Origin of the sequence: Streptomyces sp. NPDC001270, assembly GCF_042896695.1 — a bacterium.
In the GTDB taxonomy this organism is placed as follows: Bacteria; Actinomycetota; Actinomycetes; order Streptomycetales; family Streptomycetaceae; genus Streptomyces.
The window spans coordinates 199,967-222,949 of record NZ_JBIAXM010000014.1; the positions used below are offsets into that span (position 1 = coordinate 199,967).

Here is a 22,983-nt window from a genome sequence, read left to right on the forward strand (position 1 = left end):
CCGGCGGCCACCCTGGCCTGCCGGACCGCCTGCCGGACCGCCTGCCGGACCGCCTGCCGGACCGCCTGCCGGACCGCCTGCCGGACCGCCTGCCGGACCGCCTGCCGGACCGCCCGTTCCGACCGGGACGCCGTGGTCGGCAGGGCCCGGACCTCACACGGTCATCGGCCGGTCGTACGCCGATATCGGCGCCGGGAGTTGCGAACTCCCCGTCAAATACCGGTCGACCGCCGCCGCCACCGCCCGCCCCTCCGCGATGGCCCACACGATCAGCGACTGCCCGCGCGCGGCGTCCCCCGCGGCGAACACGCCAGGGACATTGGTGGCGAAACCGACATCCCGCGCGATCGTCCCCCGCGGCGCCATCGCCACCCCCAGCTGATCGACGAGCCCGTCCGTCCGATCGGGCCCGGAGAAGCCGAGAGCGAGCAGCACGAGGTCGGCCGGCAACGTCCGCCCGGTACCCGGCCGTGCCCGTCGTGCCGTGTCCACCTCCATCAGATGCAGCGCCCGCACATGCCCGCTGTCGTCCCCGATGAAGTGCAACGTCGATGCGGCGAACAGCCGCGCGTCCGCGTCCGCCGCCGGTGCCGTCACCAGATCGCGCGCCTCCTCGTGCGCGGCCGACAGCCGGTAGATCTTCGGATACGTCGGCCAGGGCTCGGCGTCCTCGTCCCGCTCGGCGCCCGGCTGGGCATAGATGTCCAGTTGGGTCACGGACGCGGCGCCGTCCCGCACCGCGGTGCCCAGACAGTCGGCGCCGGTGTCGCCGCCGCCCACGATGACGACGTGCTTCCCCGCCCCGGACAGCGGCGAGACCGCCAGGTCGCCCTCGCCCACCCGGTTGGACAACGGGAGGTACTCCATCGCCTGATGGATCCCCGCCAACTCCCGCCCCGGCACCGGCAGTTCCCGCCACGCAGTCGCCCCCGTGGCGACCACCACCGCGTCGTACCGTGCCCGCAACTCGTCCGCCCCGACGTCCCGCCCGACCGTCGTGGACGTACGGAACCTGGTCCCCTCGGCCCGCATCTGCTCCAGCCGCCGCTCCAGATGCCGCTTCTCCATCTTGAAGGAGGGGATGCCGTACCGCAGCAGCCCGCCGACCCGGTCGTCCCGTTCGTACACGGCGACCGTGTGCCCGGCCCGGGTCAGCTGCTGTGCCGCGGCGAGTCCCGTGGGCCCCGACCCGATCACCGCGACCGTCCGACCGGACAGCCGGTCCGGCGGCCGGGGCGGTGCGAAGCCCTCCTCCCAGGCCCGGTCGGCGATGGCGCACTCGACGTTCTTGATGGTCACCGCCGGCTGGTTGATCGCGAGCACGCATCCCGCCTCGCACGGCGCCGGACACAACCGTCCCGTGAACTCCGGGAAGTTGTTCGTGGCGTGCAGCCGGTCCCCGGCCGCCCGCCAGTCCTCGCGCGACACCAGGTCGTTCCACTCGGGTATGAGGTTCCCCAGCGGACAGGCGTCGTGGCAGAACGGTATGCCACAGTCCATGCACCGGTCGGCCTGCTTGCTGATGATGGGCAACAGCGCCCCCGGGACATACACCTCGGCCCAGTCCCGGACCCGCTCCTCGACGGGCCGACGTGGCCACTCCTCGCGCGGCGTGGTCATGAAACCCTTGGGATCGGCCATGGTCGTCTTCCTTGCCTGCGCGTACGACGGGCCATGCGTCGTCGGGTGGCGTTCCTTCGGCCACGATACGTCTCCCCGGCCCCCTGCGCAGAGCCGCCGACGGCGCTTTTCCCGGGGCCCCGAGCCGCCCTCCGCCCCGACCGCCTCCGGCACTCTGATCTGCCAGGAACCCACCGCGCGACGCTCAGCTCAGCGCCAGCAGATACACCACCGCGGCGGCCGCCGAGGCGACCGTACGAACGTGGTTCCACATGGTCCATTCGCGTACGTACGTCGGCCAGTAGGCGGTGGCCTCCGGAGTACCCGGCTCCAGTCTGGCCAGGGCGTCGTTGCGGGGCACGTTGGCGACCAGGGTCAGCCCGAACGAACCGAACAGGAACAGCGCGCTGCCCAGCAGCAGCTCCACCTTGCCCTCGTCCGGCCACAGCACGAATGTCACCACGGCGATCATCGCGCACAGCACCGCGGTCCCCGCGAACACCAGCATGAAGGCGGGGGTCACCGCGGACACGTTGATCGCGTTCATCGCGGCGGCCCCCTGCGCGGGCGGCAGCGCGGCCAGCCCGCGCATGACGAACGTCGAGAACCCGCAGAACACCCCGGCCACCACCCCGGTGCCCAGCACCCCCGCCACGATCAGTACGAAGTACGGTCCATCGATCATGTACACAACGCTCCCCCCCCCTGAACCGGGCTCACCCGGCGCTCTCCGTCACTTCAGTGCATTCCCCCGACAGAACCGCGATCATCGCCCGATGACTGAACCGCGCTCACCACCGGACACACGAGGGCCCTCGCCGGCACCCTCGCGAGCGTCAGGCTCCGTCCGCAGGTCCATCCGCCGCTCCGTCCGCCGGTCCGTCGGCGGGTCCCGTCTGCCGGTCCTGTCTGCGAGTCCGGTCCGATGACGCGGTCTGCGGGCCTGGTCCGGTTGGCCTCACCCCACGTCCGTCGCTGCCTCCCGCCACCCGAACAGCACCGTGTCCACGGCGGGCGTGATCCGCCGTCGCGCCTCGTACCGGGCCACGCCGCTCATCAGCAGCCGGTCGTACGGCGTGTCCAGATGCCGCACGGCCGCCACGACCGCCGACACCACGGCCCCCTCGGACAACGCCCGCCCCGCCGCGCTGCGCCCCACCCGGCCGCTGCCCCGCACCGACGCGTGTGCGGCGATCGCCTCCGCCCGGTCCGCCGGGCACCCGGGGAAAAGCCGCCGGATCTCCGCCGCGAACTCCTCGGCGAACCGCGCGTCCTGGACCGCCCGACGCTGTGCGTCCCGTGCCCGGCGCCGCCGCCGCGCCTCCGCGTCGGCCAGGCATCGCTCCTCCGCCCGGGCGAGAGCCGCCTCCTCGACCAGGACGCCCTGCCGCTCGTACCGGCTCCTGCGCCGGTTGAACCGGACCACCACCGCCGACAGCCCGCTCTCCTCCCTCGATCTGCGCGTCAGCGCCGTGTCGCCGCGCGGCAGGAACACCAGATGGCCCAGGTCGGCACAGTCGAGGCAGTGCGGCACCCCGTCCTCGAACACGAGCAGCGACAACGGCCCACGACGGCATGCGCCGCACTGCTTCCGCCGCAGCGGTTGGATCACGACAAGTCCGTTGTGGGACAGGTCGGTTGCGAAGCGCGCCATACCCCGTTCCTTCCCCGCGGGACCCCCGTTCTCCCGTCTGCCGCTGCCGGCCCGCGGTCGGGCGGAAGTCGACACCGACACCCGTGTGCGGTGCCGCAGCGGGGCCCCGATCCCGTCGGCGACCGCCGCGGCGAGGTCCGCGTACGACAGCCGGACGTCACCCTCGGGGACCCGCTCCCCACCGACGCGGTACCGTCCGGTCCGCGCACCACCGTCCTCCAGACGTCCGCTCGGCATGACCATCACCCGGCCGACGGCCCCGCCCCGGTACATGACGGCCCCGCCCCGGTACATATGGAGCGGTTCTGGACCTGGGCGCGTGCGCCGACGCGAACCGCCGAATCCTCGCCGGGGCGGCCACGACATCGTCCATCACCACCCGTCCGCCTGCTCGCCCGTCCGCTTGCTCGCTACTCACCCGACCGTCCGCCTACCTGCTCGATAGTCCGCTCGCCGACGCTCCGCCCCGCGGCCCCGGGCGATCACTACGGCCCTCCTGACCGCTGTAGCCGTAGCGGGTGATTCCGCGATTCGCCGGAAGCCCCGGATACAGCGGGCACCGGCGCCGGACGGCGGACGTGTTGCGGCATCGGCCGCTCCGTTGGAGGCGGGCCTGGAACCGGACCCCACGGGCGCGGGTGCACTGGCCTCGGTCGGCCCCGGTCTGCCTCGATGTGCCCGGTCGGCGCTGGTCATCAGCCCGGTCGGCGGATCGGCCCCGGAGCGCCGGGCCGCCGGTCCCGCTCCGGACGGCCCCGCGTCAGTGCGCACGCTGCCGCGCGGCATCATGGGGCCGTGCGACTCGAAGCGATCACTTGGGACCGGCTCGGCGAGCTGTTGGCGGAGCGGCTGCTCGACATGCGGCCCGCGGACGGCGGCTCCTGGCCCCGCGTCGCTTTCGACGGCGCCCCGGCCGCTCACCCGGGCGACCTCGCGGAGCGGGTCGCGCAGGCACTGCGAGTGCGTGGGCGTCCCTCGCTCGTCGTGGGCACGGAAGGGTTTCTGCGTCCGGCCTCGCTCCGGCTGGAGCACGGCCGCCGGGACGTGGAGTCGTACTACAGCGGCTGGTTCGACACCGCGGCACTGTGGCGTGAGGTCTTCGGCCCGCTCGAACCCGGCGGCGACGGCCGTGTCCTGCCCGACCTGTGGGACCCCGCGACCGACCGGGCGACCCGCAGCTCCTACGTCCAACTCCCGCCCGGCGGAATACTGTTGCTCCACGGCCCCCTCCTCCTGCGGCACTGGTTTCCTTTCGACCTGACCGTTCACCTTCTCCTCTCTCCGGCTGCCCTGCGCCGCCGTACCTCCGAGACGGACCACTGGACGCTGCCCGCCTTCGACCGGTACGCGGACGAAACCGACCCCGCGACGACGGCCGACATCCTGGTACGCGCCGACGACCCCCGGCGCCCCGCCTGGAACGGCTGATCCCGCTTCCCCCGCCGCGTCCACGGCACGCGTGGCGTCCGGTGGTCCGCGCCGCCTGCGGGTGCGGACACCTGGCCGCGCGCGGGACAATGAGTGCGCCGGGACCCAGCGGCGTTTCCCGCGCCGCGCCGGCCCATCCGGTACCGGGAGGTGCACCATGACCACTGCCGGAGACATCATGCACCGTGGCGCCCAGTGGATACCCGCCCACGAGACCCTCGACCGCGCCGCCCAGTTGATGCGCGAACTGAACGTAGGAGCGCTGCCCATCAGCGACGAGAACGATCGGCTCTGCGGCATCCTCACCGACCGTGACATCGTGGTCGGCTGCGTGGCCATCGGACACGACCCCGCCAAGATCACCGCAGGGCAGCTGGCCCACGGCACACCCCGCTGGATCGAGGCGAGCGCCGACGTCACCGAGGTGCTCCAGGAGATGCGGGAGCACCAGATCCGTCGCCTGCCTGTCATCGAGAACAAGCGCCTCGTCGGCATGATCAGCGAGGCCGACCTCGCCGAGCACCTGGAGGACGACCAGATCGCCGCCTTCACCGAGAGCGTCTACGCCCGGACCTCGCCGTCCCTCCACTGACGCCCCTGATGCCCGTCGCCGGGCGGGTCACAGCCAGCCGTTGCGCCTGAACCCGCGGTACAACGCCAGACACGCGACCGATATCACCCCGATGACCAGCGGATAGCCATATCGCCACTCCAGTTCCGGCATGTGCTTGAAGTTCATGCCGTAGACGCCGCAAACCATCGTCGGCACGGCGATGATGGCCGCCCAGGCCGTGATCTTCCGCATGTCCGAGTTCTGCGCGACGGTCACCTGCGCCAGATGGGCCTGCAGGATCGAGTTGAGCAGTTCGTCGAAAGAGGCGATCTGTTCCTTGGCCCGTATCAAGTGGTCGAGGACATCCCTGAAGTACGCCTGTATCTCCGGGTCGACCACCCGGATCGGGCGTGTGGCGAGGTCCTCGACCGGGCGGGCCAGCGGCACCACCGCCCGCTTCAGTTCCAGGAGTTCACGCTTGAGCTGGTAGATCCGCCCGGGGTCGGCCCGCGCCCCGTTCTCCGTGAACACATCCGTCTCGACCTGGTCGATGTCGGACTGCACGGCGTCGGTGACGTTCAGATACTCGTCCACCACGTGGTCCGCGATCGCGTGCAGCACCGTCGCCGGGCCCTTGGCCAGCTGTCGCGGCTCCGACTCCAGCTCCTCACGCAGCGGCCCCAGCGAGCCGTGCCGGCCATGCCGGACCGTGATCACGAAGTCCTGGCCGAGGAACACCATGATCTCGCCGGTGTCCACGACCTCGCTGGTCGCCGTCAGCTCCTCGTGCTCCACGTAGCAGACCGTCTTGAACACCGCGAACAGCGTCTCGCCGTACCGTTCGAGCTTCGGGCGCTGATGGGCCTCCACCGCGTCCTCGACCGCCAGCGGGTGCAGGTCGAACAGCTCGGCGATGCCCGCGAACTCGTCGTCCGTCGGCTCGTGCAACCCGAGCCAGACGAACCCGTCCCCGTTCTTGCGCACCCGCTCCACGGTGTCCACCAGGTCGCCACAGCCGGGGATCCGGATGCCGTCCCGGTACGTCACACAGTTGACCACCGAGGAGCCCAGGGGCGAGCGGGCGGGATGGCTCAGGTCGACGCGTGGGCGGCGCCGGGCCAGCCGCGCCACCTTGCGCAGACCACCGACCCTGCTCAGGTCCTTGACCTTGCGCAGATTTCCTGCCATGGACATGTGGATCCCCCCTGCATGGAACTTCTCGTGCCGTGCTGCCGCGTCTTGGTCAGAGAGTCTGCCAGCCCGGCGCAATGTGCGGGCAAGCCTGTGGGAACGAACTGTTCCGTTTGGTTCCCGGCTGTGGACAAGTCGTCTCCCAGCTGTGAACCAGCCGTTCCGCCCGCCACGCCCGCCACGCCCGCCACGCCCGCCACGCCCGCCACGCCCGCCACGCCCGCCACGGCCGCCACGGCCGCCACGGCCGCCACGGCCGCCACGGCCGCCACGGCCGCCACGGCCGCCACGGCCGCCACGGCCGCCACGGCCGACTCGTCGAGCCGGAGCGTCGCCCGTCCCCGGCAGGTGGGACAACTGGGATGATCGCGGCATGACGCGATCCGACGGGTATCTCCTCGACAACCAGCAGACCGAGGCGGGGCAGCGCTTCGACGCCTTCGCCACCCTCTTCGACCCCACCACCTTCCGGCACCTGTCCGATTTCGGGCTGGGAGCCGGCTGGCGCTGCTGGGAGGTCGGCGCCGGCGGTACCTCCGTGGTGTCCTGGCTGGCCAAGAAGGTCGGCCCGACAGGCACGGTCCTCGCGACCGACATCGACACCTCGCTCCTCACCGAGGTCTCCCGCGCGCCGGTCGAGGTGCGCGTCCACGACGTCGGCGCGGAGGAGCCGCCCGGAGAGGGCTTCGACCTCGTGCACGCCCGGCTCGTCCTCGTCCACGTCCCGGACCGGGAGCGGGCGCTGCGCTCGATGGTCCAGGCGCTGCGGCCCGGCGGGCGGCTTCTGATCGAGGACGCCGATCCGGCCCTCCAGCCGCTCATCTGCCCGGACGAGTCCGGTCCCGAGCAGCAGGTGGCCAACCGGCTGCGGAAGGGCTTCCGCAGCCTGCTCGCCGAGCGCGGCGCCGATCTGGCCTACGGCCGCACGCTGCCACGCCTGCTGCGCGAGTCCGGCCTGCACGAGGTGCAGGCCGACGCGTACTTCCCGCTCACTTCGCCCGCCTGCGCGGCCCTGGAGTCCGCCACCGTGCGGCAGATCCGGGACCGGCTCGTCACCGCGGGACTCGCCACCGACGAGGACATCGATCAGCACCTCGCCAACGTCGCCGGCGGCGGCATGGATCTGGCGACGGCGCCGATGATCTCGGCATGGGGCCGCAAGGCGTGAGCCGCGGTCCGTCGCCCGGGCGCGGTCATGTCCGTGCCGGTGGCCGGCCGCCCACCAGCTCCACCGCCTGGGCGCCCGCCCGGCATCCCTGCGCCGCAGCGTCCTCGGCGCCCGCGCCCGCGACGAGAGCGGCCAGGAAGGCGCCCGTGAACGCGTCGCCCGCGCCCGTCGTGTCCCGGGGCGTCGCGGGTACGGCGGGTACGCGGGCGACGACGCCGCCGGACCGGGCCAGCAGCGCCCCGTCGGCGCCCTGCTTGGCGACCACCAGCGGAACGAAGCGGCTCAGCGTGGCCGCGGCGTCCGCCGGATCAGACAGTCCGGTCAGCAGGCACGCCTCGTCCCGGCTGGGCAGCAGAACGTCCAGCCCCTCGGCGAACGCCAGGAAACGTTCCGTCCCCAGGGCCCGGAGGAATCCCGTCGACGCCGGGTCAAGGCTCACCGGCACGCCCTGCGCGTGTGCCGCCCGCAGCGCCACCGCCGCCAGCGCCCGGCTCGGCTCCGAGAACAGCAGATAGCCGGACAGGTGAAGCCGGGCGACCCCGTCGAGCAGGGTGTCCGACCAGTCCGCGGGTTCGAGCCGTAACGACGCACCGCTGTCCGTGAGGAAGGTGCGTTCGGCTGCGGCGTCCATGTCCACCAGGCAGATTACCGTCGCGGTCGCCGCCTCCGCGTCGTGCACGAGCCGCGGGCGCACTCCGGCAGCCAGCAGCTCCCGCGTCTGCCACTCCGCGGTGTCCGCCCCCACCCGGCCCAGCAGCCGCACGTCGGAGCAGCCTGCGTCGGCAGCCCAGCAGGCCACGTTGGCGCCCGCGCCGCCGGGCAGCGTCCGGATCACGGCCGCCGTGTCGGTGCCGGGTGCGAGCGGTCCCCGGTGCCGTGCGACGACATCGGTGACGACGTCACCGACGACCAGCAGTGCTCCCGCCCGGCCGGCGCTCACCCCCGGGCCCACGCCGCGGCGATCCGCGCGGCGAGCCGCACATTGCCACGGACGGCCGCCAGGTTGGCGCTCAACGAGGCACCGTCGGTGTGCCGGACCAGGTAGTCCAGCAGGAACGGCGTGACCGCCTGGCCTGCGATCCCCTCCGCCTCGCACGCGCGCAGCGCTTCGGCGAGCACCCGCGCGTGCAGGGCGGGATCCAGTTGCTCCTCCGCGGGCACGGGGTTCGCGACGATCAACGCCGACTCCGGCCCGTCCAACGAGTCCTGGGCCCGCATGACCCGAGCCACCTCTTGCGGGCTGTGCAGCGTCCAGTCGACGGGATGTCCGGAATCGGACAGATAGAAACCGGGGAAACGGTCCGTGCCGTACCCGGCGACCGCGACGCCCAGTGTCTCCAGACGCTGCAAGGTGGCCGGAACGTCCAGGATCGACTTCACCCCTGCGCACACCACGGTGATCCGCGTCCGCGCCAGCAGACCCAGGTCCGCGGACTCGTCCTGCGTCACCGTCCACTGCCGGTGCACGCCGCCGAGCCCGCCTGTCGCGAACACCCGGACGCCGGCCAGGGCCGCCAGCAGCGCGGTCGCCGACACCGTGGTCGCCCCGCTCGCCCCCGCCGCCACGGCGAGCGGCAGGTCGCGATGGCCCAGCTTGCGGATGCCCTCCTCGTTCGCGACGCGCTCCAACTGCTCCTTGTCCAGGCCCACATGCGGCCGCCCGTCCAGCACGGCGACGGTCGCGGGCACCGCTCCCTCCCGCCGGACCGCCTCCTCCAGCTCCTGCGCCACCCGCAGATTGCGCGGACGTGGCAACCCGTGCGCGATGATCGTGGACTCCAGGGCCACCACGGCGCGACGCGCGTCGATCGCCTCCTGTACTTCCCGCGACACCACCAGCACCACGCGTCCGCCTCCTGCCGCTCGGTTCTCCCTCATACCTGGCGATCCGCGTCCCGGGACAAACGCATGCGAGCCCAGGAACCACGAACCACGGCCGGAAAGCGCCCCGGAACCTTCAGAACAGAGGTTCGGGCAGCACGCCCTCCAGGGCGAGCAGCTTCCGCTTCGTCTCCAGCCCGCCCCCGAAGCCGCCGATGCCACCGTCGCTCTCCACGACACGATGACAGGGCACGACGACGGGCAGCGGATTCGAGCCCATGGCCACGCCCACCGCCTGCGCCGCGCCCGGCTGGCCGACCCGCCCGGCCAGGTCGCCGTACCCGACGACCGTGCCGTAGGGGACGCCGGACGCCAGCTCGCGCAGCACCTGCCGGTTGAACCCAGAGACCAGCGACCAGTCCAGCGGCAACCGGAAATCGTGCCGCTTCCCCGCGAAGTAGTCGACGACCTGCCGTATCGCCTCGGTCAGCAGCGGCGAGCCGGGATCCTCGACGGGCTCGCCGCCCAACCGGGTCGCGAGCCGCTCCAAGGCCCGGTCACGCATGGCGTCGGTGGCGTGGAAGACGACGTTGACCAGGCCGTCGCGGGTCGCCGCCAGCAGCAACGGACCGATGTCGGTGGCCACGACGGCCCACACGACCCGCTGCTCGCACTGCCCATGGCTGTCCATGCGCCAACCGTACGGCCCGCCACTGACAACGCCATGTCGTCGGCCCGCCGGGCCCCCGCTCCGCGGCGTGGGGCTCAGAACTCGGGCTCAGAGCGCGCTCAGCGCCTCCCGCACCAGGTCGGGTTCGTTGGTGATGACGCCGTCGACGCCGTAGGAGGCGGCCTTCCGCGCGGTGGGAGCGTCGTTCACGGTCCAGGTGAACACCCCCAGCGGCCTGCCGTGCGGCCCGTCGCAGGCGTGCACGGCGGCGACGTAGCCGCTGGAAACGGATCGGTAGGCGGGGTTGATCAGGTCCGTGAAGCCCGCGTACGCGGGCAGCTCGGCCACCGGCGGCGCACCCAGGTAACCCGTCGTGAGGCCCGGCCTCAGGTCGTGGACGATCCGCAGGCTGTCCGCGCTGAAGCTCTGCACGACGAGTCGGCCGGCGTGCCGTGGGTCGAGCCAGCCCTCGTTGCCGAGGAGTTTGAGGATCTCCCGTTCGATCCCCGGGTACAGCTCGGGGCTCTTGATCTCCAGGAGCAGCTTCTCGTGGTCGTGCTCGACCCGGCGCATGTACTCCTTGAGCGTCGGCACGCGCGTGCCCGCGTACGCGGGTTTGAACCAGCTGCCCGCGTCCAGGCGGGCGATCTCGGCCGCGGTGAAGTCCTTCACCTTCCAGGGGGCCCGGCCGGGGAACACCTCCTCGGCGTTCGTGGTCCGCGTCAGGCTGTCGTCGTGGAGGACGACCAGTTCGCCGTCCCTGGTCTGCTGCACGTCGTTCTCGACCCAGGTGAAGCCCCTTCGGGCCGCCTCGTCGACGGCGGGCAGGGTGTTCTCCGGCGCGTAGGCGGAGGCTCCCCGGTGGGCGACGACCGTGACCTGGCCGCCGACGCCGCCGGCCCGTGCGCCGAGGGCGAGGGTGACCAGGGCGGCGGCCGCCAGAAGCGCGGTGGTCGTGGCGGCAATCGCGCGCACGCGCATGCGTACTCCTCACGTCCTGCGAAGTCGGGTGAATGCGGATGAGCACGAACGGCTCCGAGTACGGAAAGCATCGGACGGACAGCACAGAGTAGGTGGTGACGGGGTACGCGATGAGCACAGTTTGAACGGAGTTGCCCGCGGGCGCTCACTGATGCCGCACAAGTGGGGCAAGGGCGTGTTTCTTTGCCGGAAAATCGTTCGACCGTTCCGATGGGGGTCATACTCTCTGCGAAACCCTGATCGCCCGCGCGGTCCTGGGACGGGGGCACGGTTCGGGTATTCCGGGACTCAAGAGGGCGGGAGGGCAGCCGGGCATGCAGGGCACGGTCGAGGAATTCAGTTACGGGGCCGTCACCCCGTTGGTGGGCTTCGTGATGGCCTGCCTCGGTGCCGCGCTCGGACTGCGCTGCACCGCCAGGTCCCCGCTGGTGTCGCACTCCAGGCGGCCCGCCTGGCTCGCCCTGGGCTCGGCCGCCATCGGCTCCGGCATCTGGACCATGCACTTCGTCGCCATGATGGGGTTCACCGTGGCGGAGGCGCCGGTCGGCTTCGACATACCGATCACCTTCGCGAGCCTCGGCATCGCCATCGTCATGGTGGGCGTCGGCATCTTCATCGTCGGCTACCGCGGGGCCACCGGAACGGCACTGTTCACCGGCGGAACGATCACCGGGTTGGGCGTCGCCTCGATGCACTACCTCGGCATGGCGGGCATACGCCTGGACGGAAGACTGACGTACAGCACCTTCACCGTCGTCGCCTCCGTGGTGATAGCGGTCGTGGCCGCCACGGCCGCGCTGTGGGCGGCGGGACAGACCCGCGGTTTCCTGTGGAGCGTGGGCGCGAGCCTCGTCATGGGGCTCGCGGTCAGCGGCATGCACTACACCGGAATGGCCGCCCTCACCGTCCATCTGCACGGCACCGCGGCCGCCACCGGCGACTCCTCGCCCGCCGCCACGCTCGCGCCCATGCTGATCGGCCCCCTCGTCTTCCTCGTCCTCGCCGGCGCCGTCGTGATCTTCGACCCGCTGATGATCGCGGGCAGGCCCGTCCAGGCCCCGCAGGAGCGCAAACCGGGCATCCCGGCCGCCGCCGTCGCCCCGCACCCGCGCCGCCGCCCGGAGGTCACGGCCGGTCCGCCGCGGATCGGCCAGGGGGCTCACCCAGCGCACCACCACGGCTCACGCACCCCGCAGAACCGGTGAGCGGAGCCCGTTGTCAGTGCGGGGTCGTACGGTGGATGACATGCGGCCCGTTTCCCACATCGAACGCACGGTGGCGCCCTTCGAGGTCGTCAGCCCCTACCGGCCCAGCGGCGACCAGCCGACGGCCATCGCCGAGCTGGCCAAGCGCATCGAGGCAGGTGAGAAGGACGTCGTCCTGCTGGGCGCGACCGGCACCGGCAAGTCAGCCACCACGGCGTGGATGATCGAGCAGCTCCAGCGCCCCACGCTGGTGATGGCGCCGAACAAGACGCTGGCCGCGCAGCTGGCCAACGAGTTCCGCGAGCTGCTCCCGAACAACGCGGTCGAGTACTTCGTCTCGTACTACGACTACTACCAGCCCGAGGCATACGTCCCGCAGTCGGACACTTACATCGAGAAGGACTCCTCGATCAACGAGGAGGTGGAGCGCCTGCGGCACTCCGCCACCAACTCGCTGCTCACCCGCCGCGACGTCGTCGTGGTCGCCTCGGTCTCCTGCATCTACGGCCTCGGTACGCCCCAGGAGTACGTGGACCGGATGGTCCCCCTCAAGGTGGGCGACGAGATCGACCGCGACGAGCTGCTGCGCCGCTTCGTGGACATCCAGTACACGCGCAACGACCTGGCGTTCACCCGCGGTACCTTCCGCGTCCGCGGCGACACCATCGAGATCTTCCCTGTGTACGAGGAACTCGCCGTCCGCATCGAGATGTTCGGCGACGAGATCGAGGCACTGTCCACGCTCCACCCCCTCACCGGAGAGATCATCAGCGACGACGAGCAGCTGTACGTCTTCCCGGCGTCCCACTACATCGCGGGGCCCGAGCGCATGGAGCGGGCCGTCAACGACATCGAGAAGGAACTGGCCGAGCGTCTCGCCGAGCTGGAGAAGCAGGGCAAGCTCCTGGAAGCCCAGCGCCTGCGGATGCGCACTGGGTACGACATCGAGATGCTCCGCCAGATCGGCAGCTGCTCCGGTGTGGAGAACTACTCGATGCACTTCGACGGCCGCCTGCCCGGCTCGCCGCCCAACACCCTGCTCGACTACTTCCCGGACGACTTCCTCCTCGTCATCGACGAGTCGCACAACACCGTCCCGCAGATCGGCGCCATGTACGAGGGCGACGCGTCCCGCAAGCGCACCCTCGTCGACCACGGCTTCCGGCTGCCGTCCGCCCTGGACAACCGGCCCCTGAAGTGGGAGGAGTTCCAGGAGCGGATCGACCAGACCGTCTACCTGTCCGCCACCCCGGGCAAGTACGAGCTGTCGCGAGCCGACGGCGTCGTCGAGCAGATCATCCGCCCCACCGGCCTCATCGACCCGGAGGTCGTCGTCAAGCCCACCGAGGGCCAGATCGACGACCTGGTGCACGAGATCCGCCGGCGCACCGAGAAGGACGAACGCGTTCTGGTCACCACGCTCACCAAGAAGATGGCCGAGGACCTCACGGACTACTTCCTGGAACTGGGCATCCAGGTTCGCTACCTGCACAGTGACGTCGACACCCTGCGCCGCGTGGAGCTGCTGCGTGAACTGCGCTCCGGCGAGTTCGACGTCCTGGTCGGCATCAACCTGCTGCGTGAAGGGCTCGACCTGCCCGAGGTGTCCCTCGTGGCGATCCTCGACGCCGACAAGGAGGGCTTCCTGCGCTCCGGTACATCGCTGATCCAGACCATCGGCCGCGCGGCACGCAACGTCTCCGGCCAGGTCCATATGTACGCGGACAAGGTCACCCCGGCGATGGAGCGGGCCATCGACGAGACCAACAGGCGCCGGGAGAAGCAGATCGCCTACAACACGGCCAACGGCATCGACCCGCAGCCGCTGCGCAAGAAGATCAACGACATCGTCGCGCAGATCGCCCGGGAAGAGGTCGACACCGAGCAACTGCTCGGCACCGGCTACCGCAAGGCGAAGGACGGCAGAGGTGCCAAGGCCCCGGTCCCCTCGCTCGGCGACAAGGCGGCCAAGGGCGCCAAGTCGGCCAAGGGCAAGGGCAAGGCCAAGGAGACGGTGCCGACGGACCGCCCGGCCGCCGAACTCGCCGAGCAGATCGAGGAGATGACGGAGCGCATGCGGGCCGCCGCCGCGGACCTGCAGTTCGAGATCGCGGCCCGGCTGCGTGACGAGGTCTCCGAGATGAAGAAGGAACTGCGCCAGATGCGGGAGGCGGGGCTGGCCTGAGCGCCGAGACGGGTCCCGAACCCCGGTATGGGTGCAGAGTGTTGCAACACCGACACAAAGCGCGGACCGGGGTTCGGCACTGTCAGTGGCGCTGCATAGGGTTCTGGTCAACCGCGGGTACCGCGGCAGCAGGGGAACGCCGAGAGGGGAAACAGCCGTGACCGTCAACTTGAGCAAGGGACAGGCCATCAGCCTGGAGAAGAAGGACGGGGGCACTCTCGCGGCGGTGCGGATGGGACTCGGCTGGCAGGCGGCCCCGCGGCGTGGCCTGTTCGGTTCGCGTACCCGGGAGATCGACCTGGACGCCTCCGCCGTGCTGTTCGCCGGCCAGGAGCCCGTCGACGTCGTCTTCTTCCGCCACCTGGTGAGCGACGACGGTTCGGTGCGGCACACCGGCGACAACCTCGTCGGCGGTGCCGGCCAGGGTGGCGACGACGAATCGATCCTCGTCGACCTGCAACGAGTGCCCGTCCACATCGATCAGATCGTCTTCACGGTGAACTCCTTCACGGGCCAGACCTTCCAGGAAGTGCAGAACGCGTTCTGCCGCCTCGTCGACGAGACCAACGGCCAGGAACTCGCCCGCTACACGCTGGCCGGCGGCGGCGCCTACACCGCGCAGATCATGGCCAAGGTGCACCGTTCCGGCGGGGGCTGGACGATGACCGCCCTCGGCACCCCGGCCAACGGCCGTACCTTCCAGGACCTGATGCCGACGATCCAGACGCATCTGTAGGACGACCGCGGCAGCGGAGAGCGGCGCACGACACCAGGACACAGGGGGAAGGCGATGACGGCCGAACTGGTGCGGGGGCAGAATCACCCGCTGTCCCGGGCCCGGCTCGAGATCCGGGTCTCGGCAGGGGTTCCGGTCATGGCGGGCGCCGTGCTCGGCGACGTGAACGGCCGGGTGCGCGGCGACGGGGGTGTCGCCCACCTGGGCGCGCCCACGCTGCCGGGCATCGAGGTGTCCCGTCAGGCTGCCGCCGACCACCGGTTCGCCGTGGACCTGGCGGCCGTTCCCGAGGCTGTGCACCGGGTCAGCGTGCTGCTCGCCCTGCCGTCCGGCGTGGGTGGGCCGCTGCGCTTCGGCGGCGTCACCGCCCCGAGAGCGGCGGTCACCGGCCTCGACGGCACGGAGATCGCCCGCTACACCCTGACCGGCCTGGACGCCGAGTCGGCCGTCGTCGCGCTGGAGCTGTACCGCAGACAGGGCGCCTGGAAGGTGCGCGCCGTCGGACAGGGGTACGCGGGCGGCCTCGCCGCGCTCTTCACCGATCTGGGCGTACCCCGGGCCGACGAACTCGCGAGCGGCATCCAGGAGGCGGTGGCCCGGGGTTCGGCCCGGTCGGTCGCGGCACCGCCGCCGCGCCCGGCGGACGGCGATCGCACCCGCCGGGCATCGGCGCCCGCGGCCGGCACCGACCAGCCGGGCTCCGCGTCCCGGGCCGCCACCGGACCGGCCGCGCCGCGCCCCGCCCATCCGTACGAGGCACCGAGCGCCCGCCCGGCGCCGGGCGGGCCGGGGGATTACCGGCACGAAGGCGGAACGACGGGCGCGGCGCAGCCGCCTGCGGACGGCGGCGGCCCGATCGACTACACCCACCCGGACCGAAGACACGCGACGCCACCCCCGCCTCCACGGCAGGCGCCGCCCGTTCCGCCGGGCTCGCCCGCACCACCGATCGCCGGCGACGCGGCCGGCTGGTCCCTGGAGGAGCGGCTGTACAACCAGGTCTGGGGCATGTTCGAGGATCTGGCCCGGACGACGGCCGCCTACCGCAGCGCGGTCGACTTCGCGGACTTTCGGATGGAGAAGGAGCTGGACCAGATCCTCGCCGACCCGCGCAGCAGACTCGGCTCGGCCGGTGACGCCGCGCGGGAGGCGGCCCGTGCCAAGCGTGCTCAGCTCGTCGACCAGGCCGCGGCGGCCCTCGACCGTGACCTGGCCCAGCTCACCGCCGAGGCCGAGGTCGTCGAACCCGCGCTCCCGCCGGCGTACGCCCGTTGGGACAACCCCGTCTGGCACGGCTACCGGGTACCTACGGAGTCCCCGATGGCCCTGAGGCTGGGCGACCTCCATCTGCCGGAGAGCCCGGCGCTGCGCATACCGTTGCTGGTCCGCCTGCCCCTGGAGCGGGGCGTGTGGATCGACAGCGGGGCCGTGCCGGGGGAGAGCTTGTTCCTGGACGCCACCGAGCTGCGGCAGCGGGCGATGGAGGCGGCGGTGGCGGTCGCGGCCCGGATGCTCGCCGCGCATCCCGCGGGCGAGGTCGCCGTCCACGTGATCGATCCGGCGGGTTCGGCAGCCCGGACTCTCGCACCGCTGGTTCGGGCCGGTGTGCCGGCCGATCCGCCCGCCGCCGGTGCGGCGGGCGTGACGCAGGTCCTGGGTCAACTCGCCCAGCGCGTCGACCTGGTGCAGATGGCGCTGCGTGGGGGCGCCGCCGATGCGCTGCCGCCGGGCCTCGACGCCGCCCAGCACCTGCTGATCGTCAACGACTTTCCGCACGGATTCGACGACCGGGCCGTCACGGCGTTGCGCTACCTCGCCGATGAGGGTCCGTCGGTCGGTGTCCACCTGCTGATGGTCGCGGACCGTCAGGACGCCACCGCCTACGGCCCTTTGCTGGATCCGCTGTGGCGTTCGCTGATGCGACTCACGCCGGTGCCCGACGATCACCTTGCCGACCCCTGGGTCGGTCATGCCTGGACGTATGAGCCGTCGCTCGTCCCACCCGGCAGTCAGGTGCTCGACCATGTGCTCACCCAGGTGGCCATCGCCCGAACCAAGATCAAGTAAAGCCCTCTGACCAGGCAATTTGATCAATCTTTTGCCAATCGCTTTACCTTTACTTGGTGATTGGGGTACTGTTTTCCGTACGGAGGGGAGTACTCCCTGTCTGCTGCGGCGTACCCGTCAATACGGATCGGACCAGATCCCGGGGCGTCGGCCCAACCCGGGTGGAAGAGACCTCCGACAGCGACCACGCTGACTCTTTGCCGTTCACGTATCGGAGGCGCAGTGGATGTATCCGTGGCCCTGTGGGTCCTGACCATCGCGGGGCTCGCCGCCCTGATCTCGGTCGACTTCTTCATCGGCCGCAAACCCCACGACGTGTCGATCAAGGAAGCGGGCATCTGGACGGTGGTCTGGATCGCCCTGGCCGGACTCTTCGGGCTCGGCCTGCTCGTCTTCGCCGGCGGACAGCCGGCCGGCGAGTTCTTCGCGGGCTTCATCACCGAGAAATCGCTGAGCGTCGACAACCTCTTCGTCTTCGTCCTGATCATGGCGAAGTTCGCGGTGCCCTCGCAGTACCAGCAGCGGGTACTGCTCGTCGGTGTCCTCATAGCCCTGGTCCTGCGGGCCGTCTTCATTGCGGCCGGGGCCGCGATCATCGCGAGCTTCTCCTGGGTCTTCTTCCTCTTCGGTGCCTTCCTGATCTGGACCGCCTGGAAGCTGATCCAGGAGGCCATGGCGGGGGAGGAAGAGGAGGAGTACGAGGAGAACAAGCTGCTCAAAGCAGTCGAGCGCAGATTCGGCGTGGCCGACCGCTACCACGGCACCAAGCTGTGGATCCAGCAGAACGGCAAGCGCGTCATGACGCCGATGCTCGTCGTGATGCTCGCGATCGGTACGACCGACGTGCTGTTCGCGCTGGACTCCATCCCCGCGATCTTCGGTCTGACGCAGGACCCGTACATCGTCTTCGCCGCCAACGCCTTCGCTCTGATGGGGCTCCGTCAGCTGTACTTCCTCATCGGCGGGCTGCTGAAGAAGCTGGTCCACCTCTCCTACGGCCTGTCCGCCATCCTCGGCTTCATCGGCGTCAAGCTGGTGCTGCACGCCCTGCACGAGTCCGGGGTGCACGTCCCGGAGATCAGCATCCCGGTCTCGCTCGCCGTGATCTGCGGTGTCCTGATCGTCACCACGATCACCAGCCTGATGGCGACCAGGAGACAGTCGGCACCCGCGGCGGCGAAATCGCCCGGCGAAGGATCGAAGAACAGCATCGACGCATGACCGGTGTGAACGCCGGGCTCCGACCTCGGTGAACGCGGAAAGAACCGGAGGCGGCGGGCGGCGCGTCACGCCCGCTGCCCGCTGCCCGCTGCCGGAGCCGCGCCCGCTGGTGAGGCTCCCTGCCCGCCCACGGGAGACCGGACAGGTTCAGGCCGACGCGCCGGACACCCCGAACCTGCGGGGCCGAGCCGCGCTCCCGCACCCCACGACCTACAGAGTCGGCTTTGCGCAGGAAAGGACCGGAATGCGAACCCTGTACGCCTCTGCAACCATCGCCGCATGATCTCTCGGCTCAGGTCGCTCACTCAGTGGACGTTCCTCGTGCCGGTGCTCGCGGTCGTCCTGCTCGTCCTCACCTGGGGCCGCAGTCTGCCCGGCGTGCTCGTCGCGCTGATGACCGTGGTCCTCGCCGGGTCCGTCCTGGCGGCCGTGCACCACGCCGAGGTGGTCGCCCACCGGGTGGGCGAACCCTTCGGCTCCCTGGTCCTCGCTGTCGCCGTCACGATCATCGAGGTCGCCCTGATCGTCACCCTCATGGTCGACGGTGGTGACAAGAGTTCAACGCTGGCCCGGGACACCGTCTTCGCCGCGGTGATGATCACCTGTAACGGAGTGGTGGGCCTCTCCCTCCTCGTCGGTTCACTGCGCCACGGCACCGCAGTCTTCAACCCGGAGGGCACCGGTGCCGCCCTTGCCACGGTCGCGACCCTGGCGACCCTCAGCCTGGTGCTGCCGACCTTCACCACCAGCAGACCGGGCCCCGAGTTCTCCGGTGTGCAACTGACCTTCGCGGCACTTTCCTCGCTGATTCTCTACGGACTGTTCGTGGCCACGCAGACCGTCCGGCACCGTGACTACTTCCTGCCGATCACCCGCCACGGCGAGGTGATCTCCGCGGAAGACCATGCGGAGGCGCCCTCGGTGCGCACGGCCCGGACCAGCCTCGGCTTTCTGGGCCTGGCCCTGGTCGGCGTGGTCGGTCTCGCCAAGGGCGTGTCACCGACCATCGAGTCCGGTGTGGCGGCCGCCGGCCTGCACCACGCCGTCGTCGGCGTGATCATCGCACTGCTCGTACTGCTTCCCGAGACCATCGCCGCGCTCCGCTCCGCCCGTCGCGACCGGGTGCAGACCAGCCTCAACCTCGCCCTCGGCTCGGCGATGGCCAGCATCGGGCTGACCATCCCGGCCGTCGCCCTCGCCTCCGTCTGGCTCTCCGGACCGCTGCTCCTCGGCCTCGGTGCCACCCACATGCTGTTGCTCGCCCTGACCGTGGTCGTCAGCTCCCTGACCGTCGTGCCGGGCCGGGCCACGCCCCTGCAGGGCGGGGTGCACCTGGTGCTGTTCGCGGCGTATCTGGAACTGGCGATCAACCCGTGACCGGCTCGGCCGCCGCCGCGGGCACCGGACGGGTCTCCGGCAGCAGGGCGAAGCACCCGAGGCTGAGCAGTGCCACCCCGGTCAGATAGGCGCCCACGCCCCAGGGCACGCGTCCCGAGTTCTCGGCGAGCGCAGTCGCCACGATCGGCGTGAGCGCACCCCCGAGGACACCGCCGAGGTTGTAGCCCACCGCGGCTCCGGTGCAGCGCAGCCGGGCCTCGTACAACTCCGGCAGGTAGGCGGCGATCACCGCGAACATGGTGATGAACGCGACCAGCGCGCCGAGGAAGGCGAGGAAGATGAGCAGCGGCTCGCCGGTGGCCAGGAGCGCGACCATGGGAAACATCCACAGGGCGGCGGCGGCGCATCCGGTCAGGCACATGGACCGCCGCCCGTAGCGGTCGCCGAGCAGGGCCATCAGGGGGGTCAGCGCCCCCTTGACCACCACGGCGGCCATGACGCAGGTCAGCATGACGGTACTGCTCACCCCGAGCCGCTCCGTCCCGTAGGCGAGGGACCACGTGGTCACGGCGTAGAACACGGCGTACCCCACCGCGAGCGCCCCCGCCGTCAGCAGGACCAGCCGCCAGTGGTGCCGGAAGACGTCGAGGAGCGGTACGCGCGCGTGCTCCTCGATGTCCAGGAACCGGGGGCTTTCGGCGAGTGACGACCGCAGCCACAGTCCCCCCAGGGCGAGCAGCCCGGCACCCCAGAACGGCACTCGCCAGCCCCATTGCGCGAACTGGGCATCGGACAGCGACGTCGACAGCGCGAGCATCACGCCGTTGGCGAGTGTGAAGCCCAGCGAGGGTCCCACCTGGGGAAAACTCGACCACAGGACGCGCCGCTCGGGCGGTGCGTGCTCCGCGGTCAGCAGTACTGCCCCGCCCCACTCCCCGCCGAGCCCCAGCCCCTGCAGGAAGCGCAGCAGGAGCAGCAGCACCGGAGCGGCCACCCCGATCGTCGAGTAGGTCGGCAGACATCCCACCGCGACCGTCGACACGCCGGTGAGCAGCAGCGAGAGGATGAGGACCGGCCGCCGGCCCCGACGGTCTCCCATGTGCCCGAACAGCACGGATCCCAACGGCCGGGCCACGAACCCGACGCCGAACGTCGCGAAGGCCGCCAGCGTGCCCGCCAGCGGCGAGAACGTAGGGAAGAACAGCGGGCCGATGACGAGGGCCGCCGCCGTCCCGTAGACGAAGAAGTCGTAGAACTCGATCGCGCTCCCGACGAGTGAGGCGGCAGCGAGCCGCAGCATGGAAGGTGCCTTGACGGTGCGTACATCGTGCATGCCGCGTCAACTACCCACAGTGACAGGCGGTTACGGGGGCGCGCGGAGGTGAGGCGTGCGTCAGTAGGTGACTGTGATGCGCCGGGCCGGGCCGTCGACGCGAATCATTCCTCCATGAGGGAGCACGAACTGAGGGTCGGTGTGGCCGAAGTCGACGTCGAAGACGACCGGCATGTCCGGGGCGTACGCCCGCAGCGCACGGCACACAGCCTCGCGCTGTTCCGCGACATGACGCGCCGCCTCCTGCGGGCTGTTGGGCCGCTGCAACGACCAGGCTCTGGCGCGGCCCATCAGCAGGGCGGAGAACCGTTGCAGCAGACCGCGCTCGCCGAAGTTCCGCAGGGTGCGGAACACCTCCGTGCCGCTGGGCAGGTCCTCGGAGGTCTCCAGGAGCAGCACCCCGCCGTCGTACTCCGAGAGGTCGTGCGCGATCTCCCGGTCGGCCATCAGCAGCCAGCCCAGGATCTCCAGGTTCCCGCCCCAGCCGCGGCCCTCGACCACCTGACCGGCGTTCAGCCACGTCCATCCGGTGCCGGGACGGGTGGCCGGCTCCGCGTCGAAGGTGGCCGGGTCGGCCCAGTCGCCGTTGACATCCGTCCAGCGCTCGGCGGGCCGCAGCTCGTACGCCCCGGACGTGAACAGCGCGGCCCTCAGGGACTCCGCGGTCTGCGGGTGCATGGCGCCGGGCCGGCCCAGCTCGCACATCACCGTTGCCCCGTGGTAGCCGACGATCCCGGTGTTGTACAGGAACATGAGCAGGTTGGTGTTGTCGCTCATCCCGAAGAACGGCTTCGGGTGAGCCCGGATCAGTTCCCGGTCCAGCAGCGGAAGCACGGTGATCTGGTCGTCGCCGCCGATTGAGGCGATGACCGCCCTGATGTCCGGGTCGGCGAAGGCGGCGTGGATGTCGTCGGCCCGCTCCTGGGGCGTCGCGCCCATCTTCCGGGTCGTCGGATACTCGACCGGCTCAAGTCCGTAGTCCTCACGCAGCCGTTCCAGCCCCAGCTCGAACGGGCGCGGGAACAGCCCCGGGAGGCCGGCCGAGGGCGAGACCACCGCGATGCGGTCGCCGGGCGAGGGCTTCGGGGGGTACGCGATGGTGGGCATGCCGCGAGAGTAGGGCCGGCAGCGGCGCGGGCGCACCGTGATAAACCGGTCCGAGCGGCGGTCGCCGTCGCACCGCCCACCCCGACGGACCGGAGGAACCGTGCCCCGCACCCTGGCCAACGCCCCGATCATGATCCTCAACGGGCCCAATCTGAACCTTCTTGGCCGGCGCCAGCCCGAGATCTACGGCTCCGACACGCTGGCCGACATCGAGGCCCTGTGTGCCAAGGCCGCGGGGGCGCACGGCGGCACGGTGGACTTCCGGCAGTCCAACCACGAGGGCGAACTGGTCGACTGGATCCACGAGGCCCGGCTCGGCCACTGCGGGATCGTCATCAACCCGGCTGCCTACTCGCACACGTCCATCGCGATCCTGGACGCGCTCAACGCCTGCGACGGCCTGCCCGTGGTGGAGGTCCACATCTCCAACATCCACAAGCGCGAATCGTTCCGTCACCACTCGTACGTCTCCCTGCGTGCGGACGGCGTCATCGCCGGGTGCGGCGTACAGGGGTACGTGTTCGGCGTGGAGCGGGTCGTCGCGCTGGCGGGCGCGGCACAGGCCGACGCATAGGTTTGAAAGCCGGCCGGCGTCTTAATACGGTCGAAAACTCGGACCGTCTCCTTCTTGGCGGACACCGATTCCTTGAGGACACCGACCGGTGTTCCGAAGCCGTCTCTCAAGGCGACCGGTGTCCTGAAGAA

General features: G+C 71.0%; 21 protein-coding genes. 11 read left to right on the forward strand and 10 right to left on the reverse strand.

From position 1 onward, the window contains the following. Positions 1 to 153: 153 nt before the first annotated feature. The 3 genes from ACFY2B_RS24410 to ACFY2B_RS24420 all read right to left on the reverse strand — a co-directional run bounded on the left by ACFY2B_RS24410 (position 154) and on the right by ACFY2B_RS24420 (position 3,274). Entirely contained in the window at positions 154 to 1,641 is a 1,488-nt protein-coding gene (locus ACFY2B_RS24410; protein ID WP_390765191.1) for a glutamate synthase subunit beta, read from the reverse strand. Positions 1,642 to 1,825: 184 nt separating this feature from the next. After that, the gene (locus ACFY2B_RS24415) at positions 1,826 to 2,305 is read right to left on the reverse strand and encodes a DUF1772 domain-containing protein (RefSeq protein WP_390765192.1); all 480 of its coding nucleotides are present in this window, start codon (positions 2,303 to 2,305) and stop codon (positions 1,826 to 1,828) included. A gap of 273 nt (positions 2,306 to 2,578) precedes the next feature. Then, positions 2,579 to 3,274: a DUF2293 domain-containing protein gene (locus ACFY2B_RS24420; protein WP_390765193.1), complete on the reverse strand. Its 696-nt coding sequence runs from the start codon at positions 3,272 to 3,274 to the stop codon at positions 2,579 to 2,581. 795 nt (positions 3,275 to 4,069) lie between these two features. Here ACFY2B_RS24420 and ACFY2B_RS24425 point away from each other — a divergent pair. Together ACFY2B_RS24425 and ACFY2B_RS24430 are read left to right on the forward strand one after the other, a co-directional pair. Continuing rightward, positions 4,070 to 4,702: a uridine kinase gene (locus ACFY2B_RS24425; RefSeq protein WP_390765194.1), complete on the forward strand. Its 633-nt coding sequence runs from the start codon at positions 4,070 to 4,072 to the stop codon at positions 4,700 to 4,702. A 157-nt stretch (positions 4,703 to 4,859) separates the two neighbouring features. Further along, positions 4,860 to 5,294: a CBS domain-containing protein gene (locus tag ACFY2B_RS24430; RefSeq protein WP_390765195.1), complete on the forward strand. Its 435-nt coding sequence runs from the start codon at positions 4,860 to 4,862 to the stop codon at positions 5,292 to 5,294. Between the two features lie 27 nt (positions 5,295 to 5,321). Here ACFY2B_RS24430 and corA read toward each other — a convergent pair whose 3' ends face one another. Next, a complete protein-coding gene (gene corA, locus ACFY2B_RS24435) occupies positions 5,322 to 6,449 on the reverse strand; it encodes a magnesium/cobalt transporter CorA (RefSeq protein WP_390765196.1) in 1,128 nt (375 codons plus the stop codon). Positions 6,450 to 6,572: 123 nt separating this feature from the next. Between corA and ACFY2B_RS24440 the strand changes: the two genes are divergently transcribed. Then, a complete protein-coding gene (locus tag ACFY2B_RS24440) occupies positions 6,573 to 6,812 on the forward strand; it encodes a hypothetical protein (RefSeq protein ID WP_390765197.1) in 240 nt (79 codons plus the stop codon). Between the two features lie 7 nt (positions 6,813 to 6,819). Next, positions 6,820 to 7,614: a methyltransferase gene (locus ACFY2B_RS24445; protein WP_390765198.1), complete on the forward strand. Its 795-nt coding sequence runs from the start codon at positions 6,820 to 6,822 to the stop codon at positions 7,612 to 7,614. Between the two features lie 25 nt (positions 7,615 to 7,639). Here the strand turns inward: ACFY2B_RS24445 and ACFY2B_RS24450 are convergent, their stop codons facing one another. The 4 genes from ACFY2B_RS24450 to ACFY2B_RS24465 all read right to left on the reverse strand — a co-directional run bounded on the left by ACFY2B_RS24450 (position 7,640) and on the right by ACFY2B_RS24465 (position 11,086). Then, a complete protein-coding gene (locus ACFY2B_RS24450) occupies positions 7,640 to 8,554 on the reverse strand; it encodes a carbohydrate kinase family protein (protein WP_390765199.1) in 915 nt (304 codons plus the stop codon). Beyond that, complete coding sequence (locus tag ACFY2B_RS24455) at positions 8,551 to 9,459, reverse strand: pseudouridine-5'-phosphate glycosidase (RefSeq protein ID WP_390765243.1); 909 nt, start codon at positions 9,457 to 9,459, stop codon at positions 8,551 to 8,553. The genes ACFY2B_RS24450 and ACFY2B_RS24455 overlap by 4 nt, the downstream gene beginning before the upstream one ends. A 112-nt stretch (positions 9,460 to 9,571) precedes the next feature. Next, on the reverse strand, positions 9,572 to 10,126 hold the full coding sequence (locus ACFY2B_RS24460; protein ID WP_390765200.1) for a methylated-DNA--[protein]-cysteine S-methyltransferase: 555 nt from the start codon (positions 10,124 to 10,126) through the stop codon (positions 9,572 to 9,574). Between the two features lie 87 nt (positions 10,127 to 10,213). Beyond that, positions 10,214 to 11,086 (reverse strand): glycerophosphodiester phosphodiesterase, encoded by an 873-nt coding sequence (locus tag ACFY2B_RS24465; protein ID WP_390765201.1) that lies wholly within the window; start codon positions 11,084 to 11,086, stop codon positions 10,214 to 10,216. Between the two features lie 314 nt (positions 11,087 to 11,400). On the opposite strand from ACFY2B_RS24465, the gene ACFY2B_RS24470 reads away from it, so the two are divergent. From ACFY2B_RS24470 to ACFY2B_RS24495, 6 genes are all read left to right on the forward strand, one after another. Next, entirely contained in the window at positions 11,401 to 12,291 is an 891-nt protein-coding gene (locus ACFY2B_RS24470; protein ID WP_390765202.1) for an MHYT domain-containing protein, read from the forward strand. A gap of 40 nt (positions 12,292 to 12,331) precedes the next feature. Further along, on the forward strand, positions 12,332 to 14,476 hold the full coding sequence (uvrB, locus tag ACFY2B_RS24475) for an excinuclease ABC subunit UvrB (RefSeq protein ID WP_390765203.1): 2,145 nt from the start codon (positions 12,332 to 12,334) through the stop codon (positions 14,474 to 14,476). A 157-nt stretch (positions 14,477 to 14,633) separates the two neighbouring features. Further along, positions 14,634 to 15,212, forward strand: a complete 579-nt coding sequence (locus tag ACFY2B_RS24480; protein ID WP_376532413.1) for a TerD family protein — start codon at positions 14,634 to 14,636, stop codon at positions 15,210 to 15,212. Between the two features lie 54 nt (positions 15,213 to 15,266). Continuing rightward, the gene (locus ACFY2B_RS24485) at positions 15,267 to 17,279 is read left to right on the forward strand and encodes a TerD family protein (RefSeq protein WP_390765204.1); all 2,013 of its coding nucleotides are present in this window, start codon (positions 15,267 to 15,269) and stop codon (positions 17,277 to 17,279) included. 222 nt (positions 17,280 to 17,501) lie between these two features. Continuing rightward, positions 17,502 to 18,500: a TerC/Alx family metal homeostasis membrane protein gene (locus tag ACFY2B_RS24490; RefSeq protein ID WP_390765205.1), complete on the forward strand. Its 999-nt coding sequence runs from the start codon at positions 17,502 to 17,504 to the stop codon at positions 18,498 to 18,500. Positions 18,501 to 18,779: 279 nt separating this feature from the next. Next, positions 18,780 to 19,877: a calcium:proton antiporter gene (locus ACFY2B_RS24495; RefSeq protein WP_390765206.1), complete on the forward strand. Its 1,098-nt coding sequence runs from the start codon at positions 18,780 to 18,782 to the stop codon at positions 19,875 to 19,877. Here ACFY2B_RS24495 and ACFY2B_RS24500 read toward each other — a convergent pair. Both ACFY2B_RS24500 and ACFY2B_RS24505 read right to left on the reverse strand, forming a co-directional pair. Further along, a complete protein-coding gene (locus tag ACFY2B_RS24500) occupies positions 19,867 to 21,138 on the reverse strand; it encodes an MFS transporter (protein WP_390765207.1) in 1,272 nt (423 codons plus the stop codon). The genes ACFY2B_RS24495 and ACFY2B_RS24500 overlap by 11 nt on opposite strands. Positions 21,139 to 21,231: 93 nt before the next feature. Beyond that, positions 21,232 to 22,278: a S66 peptidase family protein gene (locus tag ACFY2B_RS24505; protein WP_390765208.1), complete on the reverse strand. Its 1,047-nt coding sequence runs from the start codon at positions 22,276 to 22,278 to the stop codon at positions 21,232 to 21,234. Between the two features lie 100 nt (positions 22,279 to 22,378). Here ACFY2B_RS24505 and aroQ point away from each other — a divergent pair, with 100 nt between their 5' ends. Continuing rightward, positions 22,379 to 22,852: a type II 3-dehydroquinate dehydratase gene (aroQ, locus tag ACFY2B_RS24510; protein ID WP_390765209.1), complete on the forward strand. Its 474-nt coding sequence runs from the start codon at positions 22,379 to 22,381 to the stop codon at positions 22,850 to 22,852. Positions 22,853 to 22,983 lie beyond the last annotated feature (131 nt).